The following is a 22161-nucleotide window of genomic DNA, read 5'->3' as shown; positions in this document are numbered from 1 at the left end:
GCCCATCCCATCAAGAGACAGAACCATGCAAATGAGACATGCAGTCCTCGTCGCCAGCCTGCTCGCCGCATTCGGCGGCCAGGCTCTGGCCCAGGCCCCGACCCCGGCTTGCGCACCCGGCGGCACGCCAACGACCTATCCGGTCACGAAAAAAGTCGAGCAGCAGGATATGTATCACGGCACCAGCATCGCCGACCCGTACCGCTGGCTCGAAGACGCCAACAGCGCCGAGACCAAGGAGTGGGTCGACGCCCAGAACAAGGTCACCCAGTCCTACCTCGGCCAGATCGGCGAGCGCGCGGCCATCAAGGAGCGCCTGACCAAGCTGTGGAACTACGAGCGCTACAGCGTGCCGTACAAGGAAAGCGGGCGCTATTTCTACAGCCGCAATAACGGCTTGCAGAACCAGGCGGTGCTGTTCACGATGAAGTCGCTGAGCGACGAGCCGCGCCTGCTGCTGGACCCGAACACCCTGGCCGCCGACGGCACCGTGGCCCTGGCCGGAACCGCAGTGAGCCCGGACGGCAAATACCTCGCCTACGGCACCGCCGCATCGGGCTCCGACTGGAACGAGTGGAAGGTGCGCGACATCGACACCGGCAAGGACCTGGACGACCATCTGAAGTGGGTCAAGTTCTCCGGCGCCTCCTGGACCAAGGATGGCAAGGGCTTCTTCTACAGCCGCTACGACGCGCCGGAAGAAGCGGCCAAGCTGGCCGGCATCAACTACTTCCAGAAGCTGTACTACCACAAGGTCGGCACCCCGCAGAGCGAAGACACCCTGGTCTACGACCGTCCGGACGAAAAGGAATGGGGCTTCGGCGGCGAGGTGAGTAACGACGGCAAATACCTGATCATCACCGCCTACAAGGGCTCCGCGCAGAAATCTCGCATGTTCTACAAGGACCTGACCAAGCCGGGTTCCAAGGTCGTGCCGCTGATTGACAATTTCGAGGCCTTTTACAACTTCATCGACAACGATGGCCCGGTGTTCTACTTCAGTACCGACAAGAACGCCACGCGTTCGCGCCTGATCGCCATCGACATCCGCAAGCCGGCCGAGAAGCAGTGGAAAGAGATCATCCCCGAGACCGCGCACACCCTGGTCGGCGTCTCGCTGGTGAACAACCAGTTCATCGCCGAGTACCTGGCCGACGCGCGCAGCGTGGTCAAGGTCATGGACCGCAAGGGCAAGCTGGTACGCGACATCGCGTTGCCGGGTATCGGCTCGGTGTCCGGCTTTGACGGCAAGCGTGGCGACAGCGAGACCTTCTACTCGTTCACCGGCTTCACCAACCCGACCACCACCTACCGCCTGGACATGAAAACCGGCGTGAGCACGGTGTTCCGCAAGCCGATCGTGGACTTCGATCCGAACGCCTACGAAACGCGCCAGCAGTTTTACACGAGCCGCGATGGCACCAAGGTGCCGATGTTCATCGTCTCAAAAAAGGGCCTCAAGCTCGATGGCAGCAATCCGACCTACCTGTACGGCTACGGCGGCTTTAACGTCTCGCTGACCCCGAGCTTCTCGACGGCCAACCTGGCGTGGATGGAAATGGGCGGCGTGTACGTGGTGGCCAACCTGCGCGGCGGCGGCGAATACGGCCAAGGCTGGCACACGGCGGGCACCAAGCTGCAAAAGCAGAACGTGTTCGACGACTTCATCGGCGCGGCCGAGTGGCTGGTGGCGAACAAGGTGACCTCGCCGGCGAAGCTGGCCATCGGTGGCGGCAGCAATGGCGGCCTGCTGGTCGGTGCGGCGATGACGCAGCGTCCGGAACTGTTCGCGGCGGCTATTCCGCAGGTGGGCGTGCTCGATATGCTGCGCTTCCATAAATTCACGATCGGCTGGGCGTGGATTTCGGATTACGGTTCGTCCGACAATGCGGATGAATTCAAGGCGCTGGTGAAGTATTCGCCCCTGCATAACCTGAAGGCGGGATCGTGCTACCCGGCGACCATGATCACCACGGCCGACCATGACGACCGCGTGGTGCCGGCGCACAGCTTCAAGTTCGCGGCGGCGGCGCAGGCAGCCCAGGCAGGCGCGGCGCCGATCCTGATCCGCATCGATGTGAAGGCGGGCCATGGCGCCGGCAAGCCGACCACCAAGATGATCGAGGAAGTGGCCGACCGTTGGGGCTTCCTGAGCCGCGCCTTGCGCATGAACGAGCCGGCCAAGGTGGCGGCGCAGTAAACCCGTCGTCCCCTCGCCGTGCTGGTGGCGGCGAGGGGATCGGCCTTAGAAGTCGCGCTTGATCGTGTGGCTCTTGAAGGAACCACTTAGTTCTTCCACGCTGACCACGGCATACACCTCATCCTGGCCCCAGTCTTCGTTCAGCTCGCTGGCCGGGACGATGGCCGACAGCGAGAAACTCCCGTCCACTCCGACGCGGTCGATGCCGGGTCCGCCGACGCCGAACAGCGTGTCGTCGAACCATTCATCGTCGCCGCGAATCCGGCCTCCGGATAAAACAAGCGCGCCGGACGCTGTTTTTATGCCCGCTCAATGCGTGCAGGCGGGCGGTCCGGCCGCACATGAAATCAGGCAAGGTATCGACATCCGCCACTCAGTGTTCCGCCCCACGGTGCTTGCCGCTGCCGTTACCCCATCCGCGCCAATCCGATGCACAGTGACCTCCACTTCACAGCAAAGGACCGTCATGCAGCTCGCCCACGCCCGACCCAACATCGCCCTGTACGTTGCCGCCTTCCTGGCCGCCGCCATGCTGCTGGCCGGTCCGATCCTGCAGCCCGCGGGTTACCACGCCTTCGCCGACGAGCGCCCGCTCTCGGGCCTGGCCAACGCCGCCGATGTGCTGTCCAACCTTGGTTTCCTGGTCATCGGCTTGTTCGGCCTGCTGCACGTGCGCCCCGCGCGGGCCGCCCACACCATGTTCTTCGTCGCGATCGTGCTGACCGGCGTCGGCTCCTCCTGGTATCACCTGGCCCCTGACGACACACGCCTGATCTGGGACCGCCTGCCGATCGCGCTGGCCTGCGTGTCGCTGCTCGCCGCCGCGCTGGACGATGCCTTCCCCGCGCGCTTCGCGCCGCTGCCCACCCTGGCCGTGCTGTGCGGCTTGGGAGCGGCCAGTGTGTTCTGGTGGTCGGCCACCGGCAACCTCGGCCCTTACCTGCTGATCCAGCTGGCCCCGCTGGTGCTGGTGCCGCTGCTGCAGTGGCAGACTGGCGCCGCGCCCGCGCAGCGGCGGGCGTTTGGTGTCGCCATCGGCCTGTACGTGCTCGCCAAGCTGTGCGAACTGGCCGATGGCGCCATCCTGAACGCCATCCACGCCGTCAGCGGCCACACGCTCAAGCACCTGCTGGCCGCGCTGGCGGCCCTGGTCCTGACCCGCATGATCGCGGCAAGGCACTGATTTTCCACGCAAAATTGTAAAGTCCGGCGTCGCTGTCGGGCTTTGACGCACGATAAGCGAGCTCTTCTATTGGCGGTTCACACTGCGCTGTGTACCCCACCCATGAGGAGCACCCATAATGAAAACCGACGATTCCGGACGCAAGCAAGCGTCAAGGCAGCCCGAGGCCAAGAGTCCGCCGCCGCCCATCGTGCCGGAAGAGCGCGCCAGGTTCCGCGCGCTGGTGATGACCAACCCCAATTACTTCGGCAACATCCAGGCGAGCCCGTTTCCACCGGTCCTCAACATCAAGCTCAACACCACCTACGAGCGCCTGGCCTGCGTCGGATTCCAGCCGCAGTTTAACCGGCTCGACGCGGTGGTCTACATTTTCCAGCCGAACGGTTACGGCGGCGGCATCTGTTCGTCCGGCTCGCAGGAATACGTGCGCTTTTATCTGTCGAGCGACGACGGCGCAAGCTGGCAGGATGCCGGCCTGACCAGCTTTTTCGCGTTCGATATTCCCGAAGGGAGCACCGGGCGCCGCCGCCTGGAATACGCGGTGACCCTGCGCATCGACCCGGCCAAGCGCTTCTGCTTTCTCGACAATACCTGGCTGGTGCGCGCGATTTTGGCGTGGAACGTGCCGCCGCCGCCGGACACGCCCAATTTCGTGCCGGTCTGGGGCAATATCCACAACACCCACATCCGGGTCGATCCGCTGCGCACCATCCTGATCGAGGATCTGCTCCAGCATGCCGGGCTGTCGCTGCCGCCGGTGCTCGCCGAAATGATCGACGCCAAACAGGAAGTGAAGATCAGCCCGCCGAAAGTACTCGGTACGCGCGAATTGCAAGCCTTGTACAAGGGCCGCGACGTCGAGCCGCACCGCTACGCGCTCGGCGAGCTGCACGACCTGGTCAGCCAGCCCGAACTGACCGATGTCCTGATGGCGCCGGGTTTCACGGGCGTGCTGACCGAGCTCGACGTCGACATCGCCGACACCCTGTTCCCCGCGCAAAGCAGCACCCGCTACGAGCAGCTCGAATGCATTGGCCTCAATTACGAGCAGGACACGCTGGTCGGCGTCCTGCGTATCAAGCTGCCGAACGGCTACTCCGGCGGCCCGTGCACGGCCGGCAGCAAGGAGTTCGTTACCTTCTGGGGCGACTTCAAGGATGACGGCACGTTCGCGACCTGTCTTGGCACCACCTCGGTCACCGTGCACGATATCGGGCGCATGCCGCGCGAGGGACTTGAATACTCGGTGTTCCTGCCGGTCGACCTGGACCGCTATCGCCGCACCTGCCAGGAAGGGCCGGTGCTGGTGCCGATCCGCGCCACCCTGTCGTGGCAGGTGGGCGCGCCGTGCGACAATCCCGACTACATTCCCGTTTGGGGCAACCGGCTCGACACGCTGGTGCATGTCCGCGCGGGCAGGGGGCCGGCGCCGACCGGTCGCCAGCCGATCATCGACACCATCGGCAGCATGGCGCTGACCGACATCGACGGCGCCGGCTACGCCAGCGGCCCGGCGCAACTGGCCGGCTTTACAGCGGTGCAAAGTCCGTTTGGGGGCGAAGTCGTCATTACTGGCCATATCGCCAACCCGACCGATATCAGCAGCGGTGCCGGCCCCCTGAAGTACCGCGTCATCGTCAACGGCGGGAACGGCGACCAGTTGCTTGCCAACACCTTTCCGCTGGCGCGCAGCCAGTTGCTCGATGGAGTATGGAGTTTCCTGCCGACGATCCCGCAGGCGGTCGACGCGGCCGGTTTCTATACTTATCAGGAAGACCGCACGGGCGCGCCCGGCAATGCCGAGATCTTTGTGCTGGGGAATGTACTGGCGCGCTGGGATACTGCCGGCAAGACCGGCGCGTGGCAGGTGCGGATGGAAGTCAAGGATGCCGCCAATGTGGTGTATGCGGGTAATCCCTCAATCGTGCGCCTGGACAACGCCGGGCCGCGAATTCCGGCCGGAAGTTTCAAAATAACAACGGAAACAAGCAGCTGTGCCGATTTCGTCATCGGTGACGTTATCGAAGGCACGTATCAGGTCAGCGGCCAGCATTTCAGCAGCCTGAGTGTGTCGGTGCAGCCCGCGCTGGGCGGCAACTTCACGGCGCCGCTGCCGCTGCCGCGTACCTACCCGGCGGTGCCGACCACGGGCGAAGGCGGCGTGTGGCGTCTCGACACGAGCGGCATGCCCAGGTGCGGCTATGTGATCCGCCTGGGCGCGAGCGACCGCACCATCGTCGACAGCGGCTATGTTGGCTGGGGCGCGGAAGCGTTCGTGGGCCTTTGTTTGAAGCTGGCCACGGCGTAGGCTGTTGAAAGGGATGGCTGGCCCTGACCGCAAACTTCGAAACCGTCATTCCCGCCTGCGCGGGAATGACCACCATGTCAGCGGTGCACCACCACCAGCAAAGCCTTGGCCTCGGTCTTGCCGGCGTTGCGGATCACGTGATTCTGGTCGGCCGGGTAACGCGCCGTGCCGCCCAGCTTGATTTTCTTCTTGTCGCTGCCCACTTCCAGTTCCATGGTGCCGTGCAGCACCGTCATATGCTCGCTGGTGCCCGGATCGTGGGCCTGCGACGCCAGTTCGCCGCCCGGCGCCAGGGTCAGCTCATACCACTCGTACTTTCCAGCAAGATCCATCGGTCCCAGGATGCGCAGCACGTAGCCGGCATGGGTGCCGGGCAGGGTCGGCGTTTCGTGGGCGTCGAGCACGCGGATGGTCTCGACCGGGCGCGTTTCGGCCGACAGCAGCTCGCCGATGGCCACGCCCAGGGCGTTGGCCAAACGCCACGTGATCGCAATCGTGGGGTTCGCCTTCTCCCTTTCGATTTGCGATAACATGGATTTCGACACGCCGGCGATCCGGGACAAGTCCTCCAGGGTCAGGCCGCGCGCCAGCCGCAAACGCTGCAAGGTGGCGCCTACTTCAGGTGGAGAATTGGTCGATACAGGTGGTTTCATCAAGTTTTCGTAACAGTGTTCAAACAAAAAATTTCCATACATATAAGCAAACCGAGGCTTGCCAAGTTCACTCGGCTTGGGTAGTATCCATTATATTGAATTTGTGTTCGACATAACGGAATTTCACGGCGCGGTTGAAGTCGTGCGCTCCGGAACACGGTACAGCATAGTCCAACAGTCGGTCAAGCCGGCAACCACATGACGAGGAATAATGATGAGCGAGCAAGCGAAGAGTGCGTTTTTCAGCGGCCTGCAGCAAAACCTGGACACGCTGCGCGAACAGGGCCTGTACAAGCCGGAACGCGTGCTGGCGTCGCGCCAGGGCGCCGAAGTGGTGGCCGACGATGGCCGCACGCTGATTAATATGTGCGCCAACAATTACCTCGGCCTGTCGGGCGACCTGCAAACGCAGCAGGCGTCGATCGACGCCACCGAAAAGTACGGCTACGGCCTGTCGTCGGTGCGCTTCATCTGCGGCACCCAGACCGTGCACAAGGAACTCGAAAAAGCGATCTCGCAGTTCCTGGGCACTGAAGACACGATTTTGTACGCGGCCGCTTTCGACGCCAACGGCGGTGTGTTCGAGCCGCTGTTCGACGAGAACGACGCCATTATTTCCGACGCGCTCAATCACGCCTCGATCATCGACGGCATCCGCCTGTGCAAGGCGGGCCGCTACCGCTACCAGCACAACGACATGGCCGACCTCGAAGTGCAGCTGCAGGCAGCGATTGCCGCCGGCAAGCGCCACAAGGTCATCGTCACCGACGGCGTGTTCTCGATGGACGGCACCATCGCCCAATTGGACAAGATCTGCGACCTGGCCGACAAATACGGCGCGCTGGTGATGATCGACGAATGCCATGCCTCCGGCTTCATGGGCAAGACCGGGCGCGGTACGCACGAACACCACAACGTCATGGGCCGCATCGACATCATCACCGGCACCCTGGGCAAGGCTCTGGGCGGCGCGATGGGCGGCTTTACCGCCGCGCGCAAGGAAGTGATCGACACGCTGCGCCAGAAATCGCGTCCGTATCTGTTCTCGAACACGCTGGCGCCATCGATTGCCGGCGCCTCGCTGTCGGTGCTGGAGCGGATCTCGACGTCGACCGAACTGCGCGACCGCCTGCACGAAAACACTGCCTACTTCCGCAAGGAGATCGAGCGCATCGGCTTCACCATCAAGCCGGGCACGCACCCGGTGGTGCCGGTGATGCTGTTCGAGGCGCCCGTGGCGCAGCGCTTCGCGGCGCGCATGTACGAACTGGGCGTGCTGCTGAGCGGCTTCTTTTACCCGGTGGTGCCGATGGGGCAGGCGCGGGTGAGGGTGCAGCTGTCGGCCGCGCACACGCGCGAACAGCTCGACACGGTATTGAAAGCATTCGAACAGGCCGGGCGCGAGCTGGGCATTCTCAAGAATCAAGAACACTAATAAAACGGAATCAAGCACATGGAACGCATTCTTATTATCGGCGCGAACGGCCAGATTGGCAGTGAACTGGTCGGCGCGCTGGCGCAGCAGCATGGCGCCGGCAACGTCATTGCCTCGGACATCGGCGCGAACAACGTGTACAAGGCGGCGCGCTACACCCAGCTCGACGTGCTCGATAAAGCGCGCCTGACGGCCCTGGTGGCCGACGAAGGCATCACCCAGGTCTACCAGCTGGCGGCGCTGCTCTCGGCCACCGGCGAACAGGCCCCGCTCAAGGCGTGGACCCTGAACATGGACGGCTTGCTCAACATCCTGGAAGTGGCGCGCGAACGCGGCAAAGCGGGCAAGCCGCTGCGCGTGTTCTGGCCATCGTCGATCGCCGCCTTCGGCCCGAACACGCCGCCCCAGGCCACGCCGCAATTCACAGTGATGGACCCGACCACCATCTACGGCATCAGTAAACTCGCCGGCGAGCGCCTGTGCGAGTACTACTTCACCAAATACGGCGTGGACGTGCGCAGCATCCGCTACCCGGGCATCATCAGCTACAAGTCGCCTCCGGGCGGCGGCACCACCGACTACGCGATCGCGATCTTCCACGCGGCCCTGCGCGGCGAACGCTACGAATGCTTCCTCGGCCCCGATACCACGCTGCCGATGATCTACATGCCCGACGCAATCCGCGCCACCATCGAATTGATGGATGCCCCATCTAGACAAATCGCAGTGCGTTCTGCCTATAATGTGGCCGGCGTATCGTTCAATCCGGGCGAACTGGCGGCAGCAATCCGGCGCGCCTTGCCGGCCTTCGAGATCGGCTACAAGCCGGACAGCCGCCAGGCGATTGCCGCCAGCTGGCCGCAAAGCCTGGACGACAGCGTGGCCACGGCCGACTGGGGCTGGAAGGCGCAGGTAGGCATCGACCAGCTGGTGGCCGACATGCTGGCCAATATCGACGTCAGCCTCACCAAGGCTGCCTGATTCGTTTCACCGACACACACCACATAAAAAACATAAAAGAGGCAACTGATGGACATGAGCGTATTCGACCTATTCAAGATCGGCATCGGGCCGTCGAGTTCCCACACCGTGGGGCCGATGGTGGCGGCGCGGCGTTTCCTGGTCGAATGCGGTCCGCTGGATCGTGCGGTGGGGGTCGAGGCGGCGCTGTATGGCTCGCTGGCCCTGACGGGCGTCGGCCACGCGACCGACAAGGCGGTCATCCTGGGCCTGATGGGCGAAACGCCGCAGGGCGTGGACCCGGAGCGGGTCGAAGACATGCTGGCCGAAGCCGAACTCGATGGCGTGATCAAACTGCTGGGCACCCAGGAAGTGCCGTTTTCGGTCCGCACCGGCCTAATTTGGCACAAGAGCTCTTCGCTGCCGGAACACCCGAACGGCATGCGCTTCACGCTCAAGCTCGATGACGGCAGCGTCATCGAACGGATTTTCTACTCGGTCGGGGGCGGCTTCATTCACGCCGCCGGCGAATCGCAGGCGCGCCAGAGCAATGGCGAGAGCACCGCGCCGATTCCCTACAGTTTCGACACGATGGACCAGTTGCTGGCGCACGGCCGCGCCACCGGCCTGACGATCCCGCAAATGCTGCGCGCGAACGAATGCGCGCGCATGGATGGCGCGGTGCTCGATGCCGGCATCGACAAGATCTGGCACGTGATGCGCGACTGTATCGCGCATGGCCTGGTGACGGGCGGGCAGCTGCCCGGTGGCCTGAACGTCAAGCGCCGTGCGGCCAACCTGTGGAAGCAGGCGCAGGATGCGCTCAATGGCGACAATCGTGCCAACGACCTGCCGCACGATGCGCTGCACCTGGTCAGTCTGTACGCGATGGCGGTCAACGAAGAAAACGCCGCCGGCGGACGCGTGGTGACGGCGCCGACCAACGGCGCGGCCGGCATCATTCCGGCGGTGCTGCGCTACTATGCGGAGGATTGCCGTCCGAGCGATCCGGTGCGCGGAGTGCGCGACTTCATGCTCACGTCGGCCGCCATCGGCATGCTGTGCAAGAAGAACGCCTCGATCTCGGGCGCCGAAATCGGCTGCCAGGGCGAAGTGGGCGTGGCTTGCGCCATGGCCGCGGCCGGACTGGTGGCGGCGCTGGGCGGCACCAATGAGCAGATCGAGAACGCGGCCGAAATCGGCATCGAACATCACCTCGGCATGACGTGCGACCCGATTGGTGGGCTGGTGCAGATTCCGTGCATCGAGCGTAACGGCATGGGTGCGATCAAGGCGATCACCGCGGCCTCGCTGGCGCTGCGCGGCGACGGCACGCACTTCGTCAGTCTGGACGACGTGATCGAAACCATGCGCCAGACCGGCGCCGACATGCAGGACAAGTACAAGGAAACCTCGCTCGGCGGGCTGGCGATCCACGTGGTGACGGTCAACCACGCGGCCTGCTAAGGGCGCATGAGCGCTTCCTTCGATGCGCTGGCCTTTTCGACCGGCATTGCCTTGCCGCCGGCGCTGCGCCGGCTGATCGAGTCGGGTCGGGCGAGCCGGGACGATCCCGAGCAGATGGCGTTGCTGGCGATTTATGACTTTCACTGGCTGTCGGCGCAGCGCGCCGGCGAAGTGATCGGCGAGTGGCTCAATCCCGCCAAGCAGAAAGGCAATGTGTTTCTGCCGTTTGCCCGCTCCGGCGCGGGCGATGCCTACTGCCTGGTGCGCTTGCACAGCGGGGAGGAGGGCGTGTGCATGGTGTGGCATGATTCAGGGGCGTCGCACCTGCATTTCAGCAGCTTCGACCGCTTCGTCACGGGCCAGTACGTGGCCGCGTTCGCCAACCTGACGGAACTTGACGAGGAGGCCGGCGACGATCCGGACGGATATGTACGGGCCGACGTCGCCCGGGTGATCGATCTGCTCGAACCCGCGCTTCAGGATCTGCTGCGCGCCTGCCTGGCCAAGCCGCTAATGGAGCGGCCCTACAAGCTGGGCTACCGGGCGCGTCCGGACATGGTGCTGTCGTGGATCAGCCAGGACGAGGAGGAGGCGCTGTGGGCCCAGGTCGGCAATGCCAACCCTGTTTCGTTCGACGTGGTTGCGCGCTGGGAAGAGTAGATCCATTCGAAGGGCGTCTTGATGACTTTTTCCAGCAGCAGTTTCACCTGCCGTCTTCAAACATGGATTCGATCTCACTTTTTCCCATTGTGTCGAAATCCTCCGGGATGTTCACGTGCCCCGTCATAAAGCCCAATCGCCTGACCGAACCGGTAGCCTGCGCATCGAGTGCCATGACTTTGACCATCGGTTTCCCGGCCATCGAAATAATAAACGTTTCCCCCTTCGCAGCCTCTTCCACTAAAGTGGACAGATGTGTCTTTGCGTCATGAATGTTGACCGTTTTCATTCAAAACTCCTTCTTGTCGGTTCAGCCAGTTTAGCGAAGTTACGCTCGCTTGCAAGCCGCACGCTGCAGCAGATCCGTGTCGCAGCCGGCAATCAGGATCTCTCAGGCGCGGACATCAGCTGCTCAGGACGCATTAGCGGCTCGTTTGAGCCGCTTTCCGACACTCCCGCAGGCATCACCCTGCAACCTGTGCCCGCTCGCCAGGCCTATTCCATCCTGAGCACGCCATCGTCAACGAGCACACCCTGGCTGCCGCTTGCCGCGTCCGACCGGCCCTGGTTGTCGTAATCGACGACCTCCCGGTTCGTCATCGCATCCAGATGCCAGATCCGGATGTGCAGGCGGTGTTTGCCATCTGCCCGGTTCGGGCCGGCCACCGCCGTGAGCGCGAACTGGTAATTCCCGGTGCCATTCACCGTGCCGCCGCCACGGTACTCGATCCTCGCCCTGTTCACCGCCACCGAATCGAAGCGGGTACTCTCGAACTTGAGATGGGCGGTGCTGAAACGCAGAAGTGCCTTGCCCTGCGCCCGGCGTCCGTCGTTCTGGTATTCGGAAAAGAATGCGAACGTCGCGCGCCCGAAGTGGCTCCTGCTGGACGTGACGGCCCCGGGTGGGGAGATGAACCCGCCTTCGCCGCTGACGTAGGCGCCTGGTCCGCGTACGACCACGGTGCGCTGGACGGTCGCGCTCTTTGCGCTGCTGTCGGTGATAGTGAGCTTCAACGTGTAGACGCCTGTGGCGCGGTACGTGTGCTGGCCGCTCACGACGCCGGCGCCGTTTCTTTCGACGACGGTGCCCGTCTCGTCCTTGCTGCCATCGCCCCATGACCAGGTGGCCCTGTGGGTGTCGCCCAGGTCGGCGTCCACGAAGCTGGCGAACATCGGCAGGGGCCTGTTGACCCGCGCTGCGCCGCGCAGCTGGATCGGACCTACCGTGGGGGCAACATGGGTGGCGGCTTTCGGCACCAGCAGGACCAGCCCGGCATTCGAATCGGCGACAATTGCGCCGTTGTCGGAGATGGCGCGGGCGGCCGTCAGCGAGAAGCCCGGCGGCGCCAGCGCAATGCGCGTGTTCAGGTCGACCAGGCCCCCGGCGCTCGTCCACACGAACGCGCGGCCGCCGCCATCGCGCGCTTCGGCTGTTCCCACAACCTGGCCGGCCTGATTGATGTCGTACGCATTGGAATTACGGCCGCCGAATGTGCCCAGCTCTTTCATGCCGCCCGGCCTGGTCCAGGCAAAGGCACGGAAAGGGCCGTCGACGAAGCGAATGCCGCCGACGACCGTGTCCCGATCATTCATGGCGATCGTAAAGGCGTCGGCATCGGCGCGCTGCGGGCCGAGATCGAGCATGCCTTTCTCCGGCGTCCACAGGAACGCATGGGTCAGTCCCTGCGCTGTAGCCGAGTGGCCGGCGACGTGGCCGGCGCCGTTGATGGCGACCGCGTCCGAATCCGCGCCTCCAAGCGTCCCCAGTCCGGCCATGCCGCCCGCTTCGGTCCACCTGAATGCGAGGCCGTTGCCAGCCGCATTTCGGGTGTTTCCCGCGACGTGCCCGGCCTCGTTAATCGCCATTCCCAGCGACGGTCCGTTCAAGGTGCCCAGGTCGAGCGGTATATTCTCCGCGCTCCATCGCGTCGCATGCAGTGGCTCCAATACGGGTCCGGAGAAGGGGAGGTAGCCGACGACCTGTCCGCGGCTATTGATATCGAACGCGGCCGACGTCGCGAAACTGTACGGGGGGCTGTGCAAAGTCAGCATGCCTGTTTGCGCGGTCCAACGGTAGGCGTGCGTATCGGTACTTGCCGGATTGAAGTTCGAACCGCCGATGATCTGTCCGAGATCATTGAGCCCATTGACGAAGGAGCCCGCCCCGCCGAGCGTCCCGAGATTGCTGAAGGTCGTCCCGTCGTAGAATCGTGCCATGGTCCGGTCGTTCCCGACGTCCTCGGTGAACGCAACCTGTCCTTTGCCGTTGATATCCAAAGGGCCGTTGGCGCTTGGGGAAAGATGAACGATGCGGTAGATCGTCTTGGCGGTGCCGGCGTAGCCCGTGTCTTGGGACGCGGCCGGAGGCGCATTGAGGCCCCATGCTGCCAGCGCGGCAAGCGAGCACAGGATCCAACGCGTCCAGTCTTGCCCGCGTTGGCATATTCTCATTTTTGTTCTCATGTCTTTCTCCGGCTAAGTGAGTGCGTCAAGTCAACCCGTCGCCTGACGCATGCGGCCGGGTGCCCTGACTTCACCTTAGGTAAAGCGCCGCGCCCGTTACTGGCTCAGGTCAAGCGATGGCTTGAGGGCGCGACAGTCCGCGCGTCGCGACGACGCCGGGCGCAAGAGGATTGGAGGAAATGGAGACTGCGCATGGTGGGCGCGTGCAACAAAAAGCCGGCGCAAGGCGATCTTGCATCAGCGGCGCACAAGGTCTGGCTGTTGTCAGCAACCTGTGTCATTTTTTGGCCGGCGGCCTGTAATGGTGTACGCGCCGCAGCGATTCAATCGCGTCGACTCAGGAACCGCATAACGCGTTCAGGTACCCGAGCACAGCCCCTTCGATCGGATCGGCCAGGGACGGCGACACTTCCGTCTCTACCCGTCCGGCTGCATCCGTCAGGGCGCTGATGAGCGCCATGAGGTCGGACGCCGTTCGTTCGGCGCGCGCCGCATCCAGACCCGGGTAGGTCGCGAGAAATCCGGCCAGCGCGGCACGCATCGCCGCAGCGTGGACGGTATCCGGCATCAGCGACGCCAGCCGCCCCTGTTCCGTATCGAGCAATCTGGCCAGCTGCGGCCGGCGCAGCTGGTAGCGGATACCTATCTCGACCAGCTCGCGCAGCGCGCGCCGGTGCTCCTTTCCCTGCAACGCCTCGCTTGCCTCGCGCACCAGCTCCAGCGATTCCCGTTCGATCAGCGCGATCGTCACCGCATCCTTGGTCGGAAAATACTGGTATAGCGAACCGATGCTCACGCCGGCCCGGGCGGCGATGGCATTTGTTGTGTATCCCTCAAGCCCATGCTGTTCGAGAATGTGAGCTGCCCCCTCGAGAATGGTCTCGACGGTATGGGTGGAACGGGGCTGGGATGGCGTCTTCCTTGGCGCCAGCCGGCGCACGACCGCCTTCTTCGATTGCGAGTTGTTCATGCGACAGCATGCTCATATCATTTCCGGGTCAAGTCAAGCGCAATATCGAGCCGCCTGACGCAACCAAGGAAGAATCACGCATGAACCATCCCGAATCCATTTCCATCCCGAGCGCCTGCGACCAGGCGCTGCTGCTGGAAGCCGTCGTCGCAGTGCAGGCGGCTGGCCACGCCGTCACGTCGCTGTTCGACCCTGCCGCGCGGCCGCTGAGCATGCTGGAAATCGCAGCAACGATCGCGGCCAATGACGTCATATCGATGACGATCCTGCGCGAAGCCCTGGCGCGCACCCGCCCCAACGCCCGCTGGGACGACGACGAGGAAGGCCGTGGCGCCTTGCCGCCGGGAGAGTGGTGGGTGTGCGATCCGGTCGAAGGGCCATCAACCATATCCACGGTTTGCCGGACTGGGGCATCACGGCGACGCTGGTGCGCGATAACGTGCCCGTGCTGTGCGCGATCCATCTGCCGCTCAGCGGCGCCACCTATACCGCGCTGATCGGCGGCGGTGCGTGGCTGAACGGAACGCGCTTGAGTGCCTCGTCGAAATCCGATTTGCGCAGCGCCATGGTAGGCACGGGCCAGGCTGCGCCGGACGAAGGGACCGCTGCCTACCTGAACATCGGACGCTCGGTCGCCGCGATGCTGGAGGCGGCGTTGGTGGTGCAGGTATCGGTGCCGTCGACGCTGCAGCTGATTCGCGTCGCGGAGGGCCATCAGGATCTGTTCTGGCAAGCCAGCCAAGTGCGGTCCGGCCTGCTGGCCGGCGCGTTGCTGGTTGCCGAAGCGGGCGGCCGGGTAAGCGATCTGCGCGGCGCGCCGTGGAACACGGACAGCGGCGGCTTCCTGGCGGGCGCGCCTGCGCTGACAGCGCCGGCGCTGGCGGTCCTGGCGACGCTGGAAGCTGCGGCATGAACCTGGCGATTTTCGGGGCGACGGGTGCCACCGGGCGCCACCTGGTTGAGCAGGCTTTGGAAGCGGGCCACCAGGTCCGGGCGCTGGTGCGCAACGCGGATGGTTTGCCTATCGCGCATCCGCGCCTGCGGATCGTTGTCGGCATGCTTGCGCAGCCGGCCATCGTCAGCGGCGTGGCGCAGGGCGCCGACGCCGTCATCTGTGTGCTCGGCGCGCGCAAGGGCGAAGCGTCCGCCATTTGTACCGAGGGCGCACGCAGCATCCTGCAGGCGATGAACACGGCTGGCGCGCGCCGCCTTGTGGCATTGAGCGCGTACGGCGCGTCGGAAACGCGGAATGCCTCCCTGTTCATCCGCTTTATCCGCAAGGTGATCGCCGCGAAGATGCGCGACAAGGACGGCATGGAAGCGCTGGTGCGCGACAGTGAACTCGACTGGACCCTGGTGCGGCCTCCCGTACTGACGAATGGCGAACGAAGCGGCAGGTATCGCGCCGGGACGGCACTCAAACCCGGCGTCACGGGCAGGCTGTCCCGCGCCGACCTTGCCGCCTTCATGCTGCGCGAAGCAGCCGAGGGCACCTACATCGGACAGGCGGTTGTGGTGTCGCGGTAGCCAGGTGCGTTCGCAAAAGAGCGGGGCGCCGCGCTTCCATGCGGCGCCTCTGTTCCAGCCAGCCGCTACCGGAACGGTGAAATCAGCACCGACGACGCTTCCGCTTCCTTGCGGGCGCGGCAGCGGTCGAGCATGGAACGCACGCCGGTCAGGTCGGTGCCGGACATCCGGCCGTACAGATAGCGCAGTCGGGACCGGTTCTCTTCGCCCTGCAGTGCCTGGTTCATTTCATAGGTGATCGCGTACGCAGCCTGCTCGCGCTTGCTGCCAAAGGTTCCGGTCAAATAGGCTTGCGCAAGCCACGCCGCCGCGCTGGCCGATCCTGCGCTGGCCGCATCCTTGCCGTAGCGTTCGGCGGTCGCCAGGAGTGCGGCAATGTCGCGGGCCGACGCAGCGCCGACCGCCTGCTGCACGGCGGCGACTGTCGGCGCGTTTTTCAATACCAATAGCTTTGCGGCAGTCGACCCCGCATCGGCCGCCGGGATGAGAATGTTGATGGGATTGGCAAGCAGCCCGGCGGGAAGCCGCCGGCACCCTGCCGCGCCAATGAAACTGACGTCGTCGATTGAAAACTCCATGCTGTCGAGATAGCGCGTCGTGTTCGAACACGGCCTTACCTGCTGAAACAGCGCCAGTGCGGCGCCTTCATCGCCGCGCTGGGACAGCCCGGCCAGCGCCAGCACATCCATGTTTCTGGCAAGAACGGTACGGATGGTTGTCCGCACCTGTTCATCGCGCGATGGGCCGGGCGCCTCGCGCAAGGGTGGCAGGCAAACGTCGCCTGTCACCGGTTGCGACGCGGCGAGGGCGGATGGGGCACGCCCCGTTGTCGTGCCAGCGGCCGCCGGGGCCGCCGTGTTGCTGCGTGCCGGTACCGGCGCGGCGGGCTTGTCGTGGGCCATCCAGAAGGATGCCGATATCAGCGCCACCGCACCCAGGATCGCTGCGGTGACGGTGGTCCCCGACATGGGCCGTTCTGCATGCTGACATTCTTGCACCGGCGGTTTCATCGCACATCACTCGCTATCTGAAGAATTCTGGCGCCTGCCACCCATTGCCACAGTCGGATAGCTTATTCCGAATCCACGGTAAATCTGTTCCATATTGCCACCCTCCGGCCATCGGGAAAACTCTTTCAACAGCTTTCCATCCCGATAGAAAGCGAAGGTGGGGAGCGTGATGCTCGATACCTCCGGCCATTCGCTGCGACTATGGATGAGCGCATAGGGCAAGGACGGGTGCGTACGGTTCCAGGCAATAAACGCGTCATAATCAAAACTCAAGTCTTGAATGGCCAGCAGTTTGATGCGGTTTTTTAATAACGGACGCAGCGCAGTGTCGTTTTCCATCGCCACTACGGCCTCGGTCGCAAAGTGACAGTGCGGCGACGCGAGTACGACAAGAAATGTCCCATCCGGCATAGTGACGGGACGCCGGATCACGCGCCGTGCTTCTCCTACTTGCCACTCGGTACGTTGTTTCGCGTGCGCCGGCAAGGGGTCGATGGATATGATACGCCGTTCCTGCGCACGTTTGTGGTAGCGCGATAGAAAAGCATTTGCGCCTTGGAAATCGCGTACCGCAAGATATGCCTGCAGCATGTTTTCGTAATCGGCGGATTTGGCGATTTTCAATTCCGCCATCCGGCGAAAAATTTTTATCATCAGCGGCAGTTTATTTTTATCAACCGTATAAAATAGCGTGGAAAGCGTTGCCTGAAACACCGGAAGCAGATCCTCATCGGGAATCGACCCGCCAATCTCCTTGAAGCTGCTGGAAAAGATTGCATCGATCATCGCTGCCTTGCGTCGTTCCGGCATGTCACTCTGCGCAACCGATGCGGATGCCTCGTAATATCTTTCAAGACGAGCCTGCGCATCCGACGTTGCGGAAGAGTATGCAGAGATCAGTAAAAGCGCCGCACCCGCCACGAGCTTGCACCGAGCGCGGGTTGGGTTCGTCGTGGCCTTCTCCATGAAATTCTGTTTCCCGAGGGAGTGACGTCGGCAGATCAACATTTTGCTTTACAGATATTGTTGGTCTGGTGTGCGCATCCGCCACCGCCCCATGTGCACCGGTAATTCCAGTAGTCTCCATTGGGCATGGGTTTCGGTTGAGGTTCCTGTCCGACAGGGTCCGATGGCCCTCCGCCGCTGCCACGGCCACCACCGCCACCACCGCCGCCGCCGCCGCCCGGCAAGTTGCCTGGCAGGCCGCCGCCCCCGGGAAGCGGCTGGTCGCACGTGCCCCATGCGGGGTCGAGGAAGCCCTGGCATACCCCGTTTGCACTCTCCCAGCGCTCTGGCCTGGCTGTCGTTCCCCCTTGGGTCTGAATGGTGCTGACCGAGCTTTCCGATCCGAACAGGCGCAGCACCCGGGCGATTTTGGCCGGCGACAGCTCGCGCTGCAGGTCGGCGTAACTGAAGCCGGAAAGTCCGTGCTGGTTGAAGGTGAGACTGGACACAAAGCGCTCTCTCGCCGTTGGTGACAGCAGGTACAGCGCATTCGATTGCGGCGGTACCATCTTCATGTATTGAACTAAATCGGCTTGGGATTTAATTGGGGCAACTTGCACCGATAAAGCGTCCTGGGCTTGTATCTGTGCTTGTCTTTCCTTGGCTAATGCCGTTTCGGAATGCGTTTGCGCACTTGCATGTGCGGTCAGGCCCAGTGCCAGCAGCAGGCCGGTAGCGTACAGTCGGTATCGTTCCATGTGAATATCTCCTTTAATCAATTGTTTGCGCTATTGAGGGAATATGGTAGGGCGAAAAAGCGTTGGTGCGAATAAGTGACTAAGATTACTGTGCATTCTTATGTCATCAGCCGCTATCTGAATCTATTTGCATCCATCGTACTATCCGCTTTTTTCGTCGTCTATCGTCGATTCGCATCAATCGTGACGTATATGCGACAAACTGGCATAAATATTATTGCTGTGACTGGTGTGAAATTCTTGGGAGATATTGTTTGGCGGTATTCCGGATATATTCATGTTGGGCGAATATATTGAACAGTAAATCGAAAACGCCAGTGGCAATGGAATGCACTTATAACGGAATCATTTCAGCTGCCTTTGCGCGGATTTCTCAAAAAATGAACGGACCGATATTTGCCGCCTTCCTTTGTTGCTCATGGGGAAATAGCTGAGCGGACCATCCCGCTCCGTCATTCATCGAGTTGCCACTGCGCACAGTGGCAGCATCGCGCGGGGCGGTTGGGAAATGTTGTTGGCGGCCATTGAAACCGTCGCCGCCGCGACCTTGCTGGTCCGACATGTCCGGCAAGCCGGCCGGGCCTCGCTCGCTACCTTGTCGGACGCGGCATATCGTAAGGCGGAGTTTGACTTTCGGACTCATGCCGCAAACGCCGGCTCTGCGCCTGCCGCGCCCGCCGTCCACCGCAGTGGCGCGGCCGGGTCTGCCGGCGATCGTTGAATCAGCGGGGATATTCGCTCGTGCTTGTCCGGTGGGGGGTACCGACGGGTATGTGTGGAAAATGTCGCGATTTGCGCAAGGACAGTTCGTAGCAACTATAATAAACATTCGATCGCACTGTTCTGCTCCCTGCTGTTAGCCAAAACGGACCTACCAACTCTATGCAATACGTGTCTACCCGTGCCGCCAAGGCCGCCGCTTCGCAAGCTCCCCAACAATTCTCCGACATCCTGCTGGGCGGCCTTGCGCCGGACGGCGGCCTGTATCTGCCGGCCGAGTATCCGCAGGTCAGCGGGGCCGAACTCGATGCATGGCGCAAGCTGTCCTACGCCGACCTCGCTTTCGAGATCCTAAAAAAGTTCGCGACCGACATTCCCGAAGCGGATCTCAAAAAGCTGACCAAAAAAACCTACACGGCCGAGGTCTACCGCAACGTGCGCAAGGGCGAAAAAAGCGCCGACATCACGCCGTTGCGCATCCTGGAACAAGACGGCGACAAGACCTTGATCCTGCAAGCGCTGTCCAACGGCCCGACCCTGGCCTTCAAGGACATGGCGATGCAGTTGCTGGGCAATCTGTTCGAATACACCCTGGCCAAGGATGGCGCCGAACTCAATATCTTTGGCGCGACCTCGGGCGATACCGGCAGCGCGGCCGAATACGCCATGCGCGGCAAAAAGGGCATCCGCGTGTTCATGCTCTCGCCGCACAAGAAAATGAGTGCGTTCCAGAGCGCGCAGATGTTCAGCCTGCAGGACCCGAACATCTTCAACATCGCTGTCGAAGGCGTGTTCGACGATTGCCAGGACCTGGTCAAGGCCGTTTCGAACGACCTGCCGTTCAAGGCGAAGCAAAAAATCGGCACCGTCAATTCGATCAACTGGGCGCGCGTGGTGGCGCAGGTGGTGTACTACTTCCGCGGCTACCTCGCGGCCACCACCGACAATGCGCAAAAAGTCTCGTTCACGGTCCCGTCGGGGAACTTCGGCAATATCTGCGCCGGCCACATCGCGCGCATGATGGGCTTGCCGATCGACCGCCTGGTGGCCGCCACCAACGAAAACGACGTGCTCGACGAATTCTTCCGCACCGGCGTGTACCGCGTGCGCAAGTCGGCCGAGACGTACCACACCAGCAGCCCGTCGATGGACATCTCCAAGGCGTCCAATTTCGAGCGCTTCATCTACGACCTGGTCGGGCGCGACGCCGAGCGCGTGCGCGCGCTGTTCCACAAGGTCGAAACCGAGGGCGGCTTCGACCTGTCGGGCAAACCGGGCAGCGATGGCGACGAATTCAAGCTGGTATCGAACTACGGCTTCTCGTCGGGTAAATCGACCCACAAGGACCGCCTCGACACCATCCGCGACGTCCAGGACGACTTCGACATCACCATCGACACCCATACCGCCGACGGCATCAAGGTCGCGCGCCAGTACATGGCGCCGGGCGTGCCGATGATCGTGCTCGAAACCGCGCTGGCGGCCAAGTTCAACGAAACCATCCTCGACGCGCTGGGCGTGGACGCCGAACGTCCACCCGGCTTCGAGGATATCGAATCGCTGCCGCAAAAGTTCGTCGTCATGCCGGCCGACGTGGTGCAGATGCAGGCTTACATCGCCGCCAACACGGGTTTGTAAGGGCATGGCGAACGAACCGCAACAGAGCCGCCCGCCCATGCTGTCGGTGCGCGAGGCGCTCGACTTCCTGCAAGGCGCGGCGCGTCCCGTGCTCGATACCGAAGTCGTGCCCACCTTGGGCGCCAACGGCCGCGTGCTGGCCACCGCCCAGGTCTCGACCATCGACGTGCCGTCCGCCGACAACACGCAGATGGACGGCTACGCCGTGCGCGCGGCCGACTGCGCAAGCGGCGCGGCCACGTTGACGGTCGCCCAGCGCATCCCGGCCGGCACGGTGGGTAAGCCGCTCGCCCGCGGCAGCGCGGCGCGTATCTTCACCGGCGCCATGATCCCGCAAGGGGCCGACGCTGTGGTGATGCAGGAACAGTGCGAAGCTGGTGTGGACAACAGCGTCACCATCAGGCACGCGCCTGAAGTGGGCGAATGGATACGCCGCGCAGGGGAAGACATCGAAGCCGGCGGTGCCATCCTGGCCGCCGGCACGCGCTTGCGCAGCCAGGAGCTGGGCCTGGCCGCCTCGGTCGGACTTGCCAACCTGCCGGTATTTCGCAGACTGCGCGTGGCGGTGTTTTTCACCGGCGACGAATTGACCATGCCGGGCGAAGCGCCGGGCGGTCAACTGGCGCCGGGCGCCATCTACAACTCGAACCGCTTCACCCTGCGCGCGCTGCTGGAAAATCTGGGCTGCGCGATCAGCGATTTCGGCATCGTGCCCGATTCCCTGGAAGCGACGCGCGAGACCTTGCGCAGCGCCGCGCGCCAGAACGATCTGATCATCACCTCCGGCGGCGTGTCGGTCGGCGAGGAAGACCATATCAAGCCGGCGGTGGAAGCCGAAGGGCGCCTGAACATGTGGCAGATCGCCGTCAAGCCGGGTAAACCATTGGCTTTCGGCGAAGTTGACCGCGCCGGCGGTTCGGCCTTTTTCCTCGGCCTGCCGGGCAATCCGGTATCGAGCTTCGTCACTTTCCTGCTGTTCGTGCGCCCGTTCATCCTGCGCTTGCAGGGCGTGAGCGGCAAGGTGGAGCCGCGCGCGTACGCCATGCGCGCCGACTTCGACTGGCCCAGGGCGGACCGCCGCAAGGAGTTCCTGCGCGTGCGCATCAACGACGCCGGCGGGCTCGATCTGTTCCCCAACCAGAGTTCGGGCGTGCTGACGTCAACCGTCTGGGGCGACGGCCTGCTCGACAACCCGGCCGGCCAGACCATCAAGGCGGGCGACATCGTGCGCTTCATTCCATTTAGCGACTTACAGCATTAGGCA

The 22161-nt window shown here is 63.3% G+C and carries 20 protein-coding genes; 12 read left to right on the top strand and 8 right to left on the bottom strand.

The genetic code is table 11. From position 1 onward, the window contains the following. Positions 1 to 25 precede the first annotated feature (25 nt). On the top strand, positions 26 to 2200 hold the full coding sequence (locus tag CR152_RS24535) for a prolyl oligopeptidase family serine peptidase (protein WP_370663830.1): 2175 nt from the start codon (positions 26 to 28) through the stop codon (positions 2198 to 2200). A gap of 45 nt (positions 2201 to 2245) precedes the next feature. Here CR152_RS24535 and CR152_RS33245 read toward each other — a convergent pair whose 3' ends face one another. Further along, entirely contained in the window at positions 2246 to 2389 is a 144-nt protein-coding gene (locus CR152_RS33245; RefSeq protein ID WP_157778715.1) for a hypothetical protein, read from the bottom strand. Between the two features lie 277 nt (positions 2390 to 2666). Between CR152_RS33245 and CR152_RS24530 the strand changes: the two genes are divergently transcribed. Further along, a complete protein-coding gene (locus tag CR152_RS24530; RefSeq protein WP_099879370.1) occupies positions 2667 to 3383 on the top strand; it encodes an alkaline phytoceramidase in 717 nt (238 codons plus the stop codon). 118 nt (positions 3384 to 3501) lie between these two features. Beyond that, entirely contained in the window at positions 3502 to 5691 is a 2190-nt protein-coding gene (locus tag CR152_RS24525) for a hypothetical protein (protein ID WP_099879368.1), read from the top strand. Positions 5692 to 5768: 77 nt separating this feature from the next. Here CR152_RS24525 and CR152_RS24520 read toward each other — a convergent pair whose 3' ends face one another. Beyond that, positions 5769 to 6344 (bottom strand): helix-turn-helix domain-containing protein, encoded by a 576-nt coding sequence (locus CR152_RS24520; RefSeq protein WP_099882727.1) that lies wholly within the window; start codon positions 6342 to 6344, stop codon positions 5769 to 5771. 214 nt (positions 6345 to 6558) lie between these two features. Here CR152_RS24520 and kbl point away from each other — a divergent pair, with 214 nt between their 5' ends. Genes kbl through CR152_RS24500 form a run of 4 tightly spaced genes read left to right on the top strand, consistent with a single transcriptional unit; the run spans position 6559 to position 10866 of the window. Beyond that, a complete protein-coding gene (gene kbl, locus CR152_RS24515) occupies positions 6559 to 7779 on the top strand; it encodes a glycine C-acetyltransferase (RefSeq protein ID WP_099882725.1) in 1221 nt (406 codons plus the stop codon). Between the two features lie 18 nt (positions 7780 to 7797). Next, entirely contained in the window at positions 7798 to 8760 is a 963-nt protein-coding gene (locus CR152_RS24510; RefSeq protein ID WP_208640194.1) for an NAD-dependent epimerase/dehydratase family protein, read from the top strand. A 48-nt stretch (positions 8761 to 8808) separates the two neighbouring features. Beyond that, positions 8809 to 10206: an L-serine ammonia-lyase gene (locus CR152_RS24505; RefSeq protein WP_099879364.1), complete on the top strand. Its 1398-nt coding sequence runs from the start codon at positions 8809 to 8811 to the stop codon at positions 10204 to 10206. Between the two features lie 6 nt (positions 10207 to 10212). Then, positions 10213 to 10866 (top strand): SMI1/KNR4 family protein, encoded by a 654-nt coding sequence (locus CR152_RS24500; RefSeq protein WP_099879362.1) that lies wholly within the window; start codon positions 10213 to 10215, stop codon positions 10864 to 10866. 43 nt (positions 10867 to 10909) lie between these two features. Here CR152_RS24500 and CR152_RS24495 read toward each other — a convergent pair whose 3' ends face one another. The 3 genes from CR152_RS24495 to CR152_RS24485 all read right to left on the bottom strand — a co-directional run bounded on the left by CR152_RS24495 (position 10910) and on the right by CR152_RS24485 (position 14299). Continuing rightward, positions 10910 to 11155, bottom strand: a complete 246-nt coding sequence (locus tag CR152_RS24495) for a type II toxin-antitoxin system Phd/YefM family antitoxin (RefSeq protein WP_099879360.1) — start codon at positions 11153 to 11155, stop codon at positions 10910 to 10912. A 206-nt stretch (positions 11156 to 11361) separates the two neighbouring features. Further along, positions 11362 to 13329 carry a PKD domain-containing protein gene (locus tag CR152_RS24490; RefSeq protein ID WP_099879358.1) on the bottom strand — a complete coding sequence of 656 codons (1968 nt, stop codon included), beginning with the start codon at positions 13327 to 13329 and terminating at the stop codon, positions 11362 to 11364. Between the two features lie 337 nt (positions 13330 to 13666). Further along, entirely contained in the window at positions 13667 to 14299 is a 633-nt protein-coding gene (locus CR152_RS24485; RefSeq protein ID WP_099879356.1) for a TetR/AcrR family transcriptional regulator, read from the bottom strand. Positions 14300 to 14379: 80 nt separating this feature from the next. Here CR152_RS24485 and CR152_RS34370 point away from each other — a divergent pair, with 80 nt between their 5' ends. Genes CR152_RS34370 through CR152_RS24475 form a run of 3 tightly spaced genes read left to right on the top strand, consistent with a single transcriptional unit; the run spans position 14380 to position 15826 of the window. After that, on the top strand, positions 14380 to 14796 hold the full coding sequence (locus CR152_RS34370) for a hypothetical protein (RefSeq protein ID WP_229413567.1): 417 nt from the start codon (positions 14380 to 14382) through the stop codon (positions 14794 to 14796). After that, positions 14727 to 15212: an inositol monophosphatase family protein gene (locus CR152_RS24480; RefSeq protein ID WP_307718607.1), complete on the top strand. Its 486-nt coding sequence runs from the start codon at positions 14727 to 14729 to the stop codon at positions 15210 to 15212. Before CR152_RS34370 ends, CR152_RS24480 begins: the two co-directional genes overlap by 70 nt. Beyond that, positions 15209 to 15826, top strand: coding sequence for an NAD(P)-dependent oxidoreductase (locus CR152_RS24475; protein WP_099879354.1), 618 nt, complete (start codon positions 15209 to 15211; stop codon positions 15824 to 15826). The genes CR152_RS24480 and CR152_RS24475 overlap by 4 nt, the downstream gene beginning before the upstream one ends. Before the next feature lie 65 nt (positions 15827 to 15891). Here the strand turns inward: CR152_RS24475 and CR152_RS24470 are convergent, their stop codons facing one another. Genes CR152_RS24470 through CR152_RS33240 form a run of 3 tightly spaced genes read right to left on the bottom strand, consistent with a single transcriptional unit; the run spans position 15892 to position 18539 of the window. Further along, positions 15892 to 16836 (bottom strand): hypothetical protein, encoded by a 945-nt coding sequence (locus tag CR152_RS24470; protein WP_157778714.1) that lies wholly within the window; start codon positions 16834 to 16836, stop codon positions 15892 to 15894. A gap of 6 nt (positions 16837 to 16842) precedes the next feature. Then, positions 16843 to 17802, bottom strand: a complete 960-nt coding sequence (locus CR152_RS24465; RefSeq protein WP_157778713.1) for a hypothetical protein — start codon at positions 17800 to 17802, stop codon at positions 16843 to 16845. A 35-nt stretch (positions 17803 to 17837) separates the two neighbouring features. Beyond that, positions 17838 to 18539 carry a hypothetical protein gene (locus tag CR152_RS33240; protein WP_157778712.1) on the bottom strand — a complete coding sequence of 234 codons (702 nt, stop codon included), beginning with the start codon at positions 18537 to 18539 and terminating at the stop codon, positions 17838 to 17840. A gap of 882 nt (positions 18540 to 19421) precedes the next feature. Here CR152_RS33240 and thrC point away from each other — a divergent pair. Both thrC and CR152_RS24450 read left to right on the top strand, forming a co-directional pair. Further along, complete coding sequence (gene thrC / locus CR152_RS24455; protein ID WP_099879346.1) at positions 19422 to 20897, top strand: threonine synthase; 1476 nt, start codon at positions 19422 to 19424, stop codon at positions 20895 to 20897. A 4-nt stretch (positions 20898 to 20901) separates the two neighbouring features. Continuing rightward, positions 20902 to 22158 (top strand): molybdopterin molybdotransferase MoeA, encoded by a 1257-nt coding sequence (locus CR152_RS24450; protein WP_229413566.1) that lies wholly within the window; start codon positions 20902 to 20904, stop codon positions 22156 to 22158. Positions 22159 to 22161: the final 3 nt, after the last annotated feature.

Source organism: Massilia violaceinigra (genome assembly GCF_002752675.1).
In the GTDB taxonomy this organism is placed as follows: domain Bacteria; phylum Pseudomonadota; class Gammaproteobacteria; order Burkholderiales; family Burkholderiaceae_D; genus Telluria_A; species Telluria_A violaceinigra.
This window is presented reverse-complemented; position numbering and strand designations above follow the sequence as displayed.

Excerpts from the sequence above, each read along its gene's own strand:
- CR152_RS24525 (WP_099879368.1), top strand. The coding sequence starts at position 3,502 with ATGAAAACCGACGATTCCGGACGCAAGCAAGCGTCAAGGCAGCCCGAG.
- CR152_RS24535 (WP_370663830.1), top strand. The coding sequence starts at position 26 with ATGCAAATGAGACATGCAGTCCTCGTCGCCAGCCTGCTCGCCGCATTC.
- CR152_RS33240 (WP_157778712.1), bottom strand. The coding sequence starts at position 18,539 with ATGGAACGATACCGACTGTACGCTACCGGCCTGCTGCTGGCACTGGGC.
- CR152_RS24500 (WP_099879362.1), top strand. The coding sequence starts at position 10,213 with ATGAGCGCTTCCTTCGATGCGCTGGCCTTTTCGACCGGCATTGCCTTG.
- kbl (WP_099882725.1), top strand. The coding sequence starts at position 6,559 with ATGAGCGAGCAAGCGAAGAGTGCGTTTTTCAGCGGCCTGCAGCAAAAC.
- CR152_RS24475 (WP_099879354.1), top strand. The coding sequence starts at position 15,209 with ATGAACCTGGCGATTTTCGGGGCGACGGGTGCCACCGGGCGCCACCTG.
- CR152_RS24530 (WP_099879370.1), top strand. The coding sequence starts at position 2,667 with ATGCAGCTCGCCCACGCCCGACCCAACATCGCCCTGTACGTTGCCGCC.
- CR152_RS34370 (WP_229413567.1), top strand. The coding sequence starts at position 14,380 with ATGAACCATCCCGAATCCATTTCCATCCCGAGCGCCTGCGACCAGGCG.
- thrC (WP_099879346.1), top strand. The coding sequence starts at position 19,422 with ATGCAATACGTGTCTACCCGTGCCGCCAAGGCCGCCGCTTCGCAAGCT.
- CR152_RS24520 (WP_099882727.1), bottom strand. The coding sequence starts at position 6,344 with ATGAAACCACCTGTATCGACCAATTCTCCACCTGAAGTAGGCGCCACC.
- CR152_RS24485 (WP_099879356.1), bottom strand. The coding sequence starts at position 14,299 with ATGAACAACTCGCAATCGAAGAAGGCGGTCGTGCGCCGGCTGGCGCCA.
- CR152_RS24505 (WP_099879364.1), top strand. The coding sequence starts at position 8,809 with ATGGACATGAGCGTATTCGACCTATTCAAGATCGGCATCGGGCCGTCG.
- CR152_RS24450 (WP_229413566.1), top strand. The coding sequence starts at position 20,902 with ATGGCGAACGAACCGCAACAGAGCCGCCCGCCCATGCTGTCGGTGCGC.
- CR152_RS24490 (WP_099879358.1), bottom strand. The coding sequence starts at position 13,329 with ATGAGAACAAAAATGAGAATATGCCAACGCGGGCAAGACTGGACGCGT.
- CR152_RS24470 (WP_157778714.1), bottom strand. The coding sequence starts at position 16,836 with ATGAAACCGCCGGTGCAAGAATGTCAGCATGCAGAACGGCCCATGTCG.
- CR152_RS24465 (WP_157778713.1), bottom strand. The coding sequence starts at position 17,802 with ATGGAGAAGGCCACGACGAACCCAACCCGCGCTCGGTGCAAGCTCGTG.
- CR152_RS24510 (WP_208640194.1), top strand. The coding sequence starts at position 7,798 with ATGGAACGCATTCTTATTATCGGCGCGAACGGCCAGATTGGCAGTGAA.
- CR152_RS24495 (WP_099879360.1), bottom strand. The coding sequence starts at position 11,155 with ATGAAAACGGTCAACATTCATGACGCAAAGACACATCTGTCCACTTTA.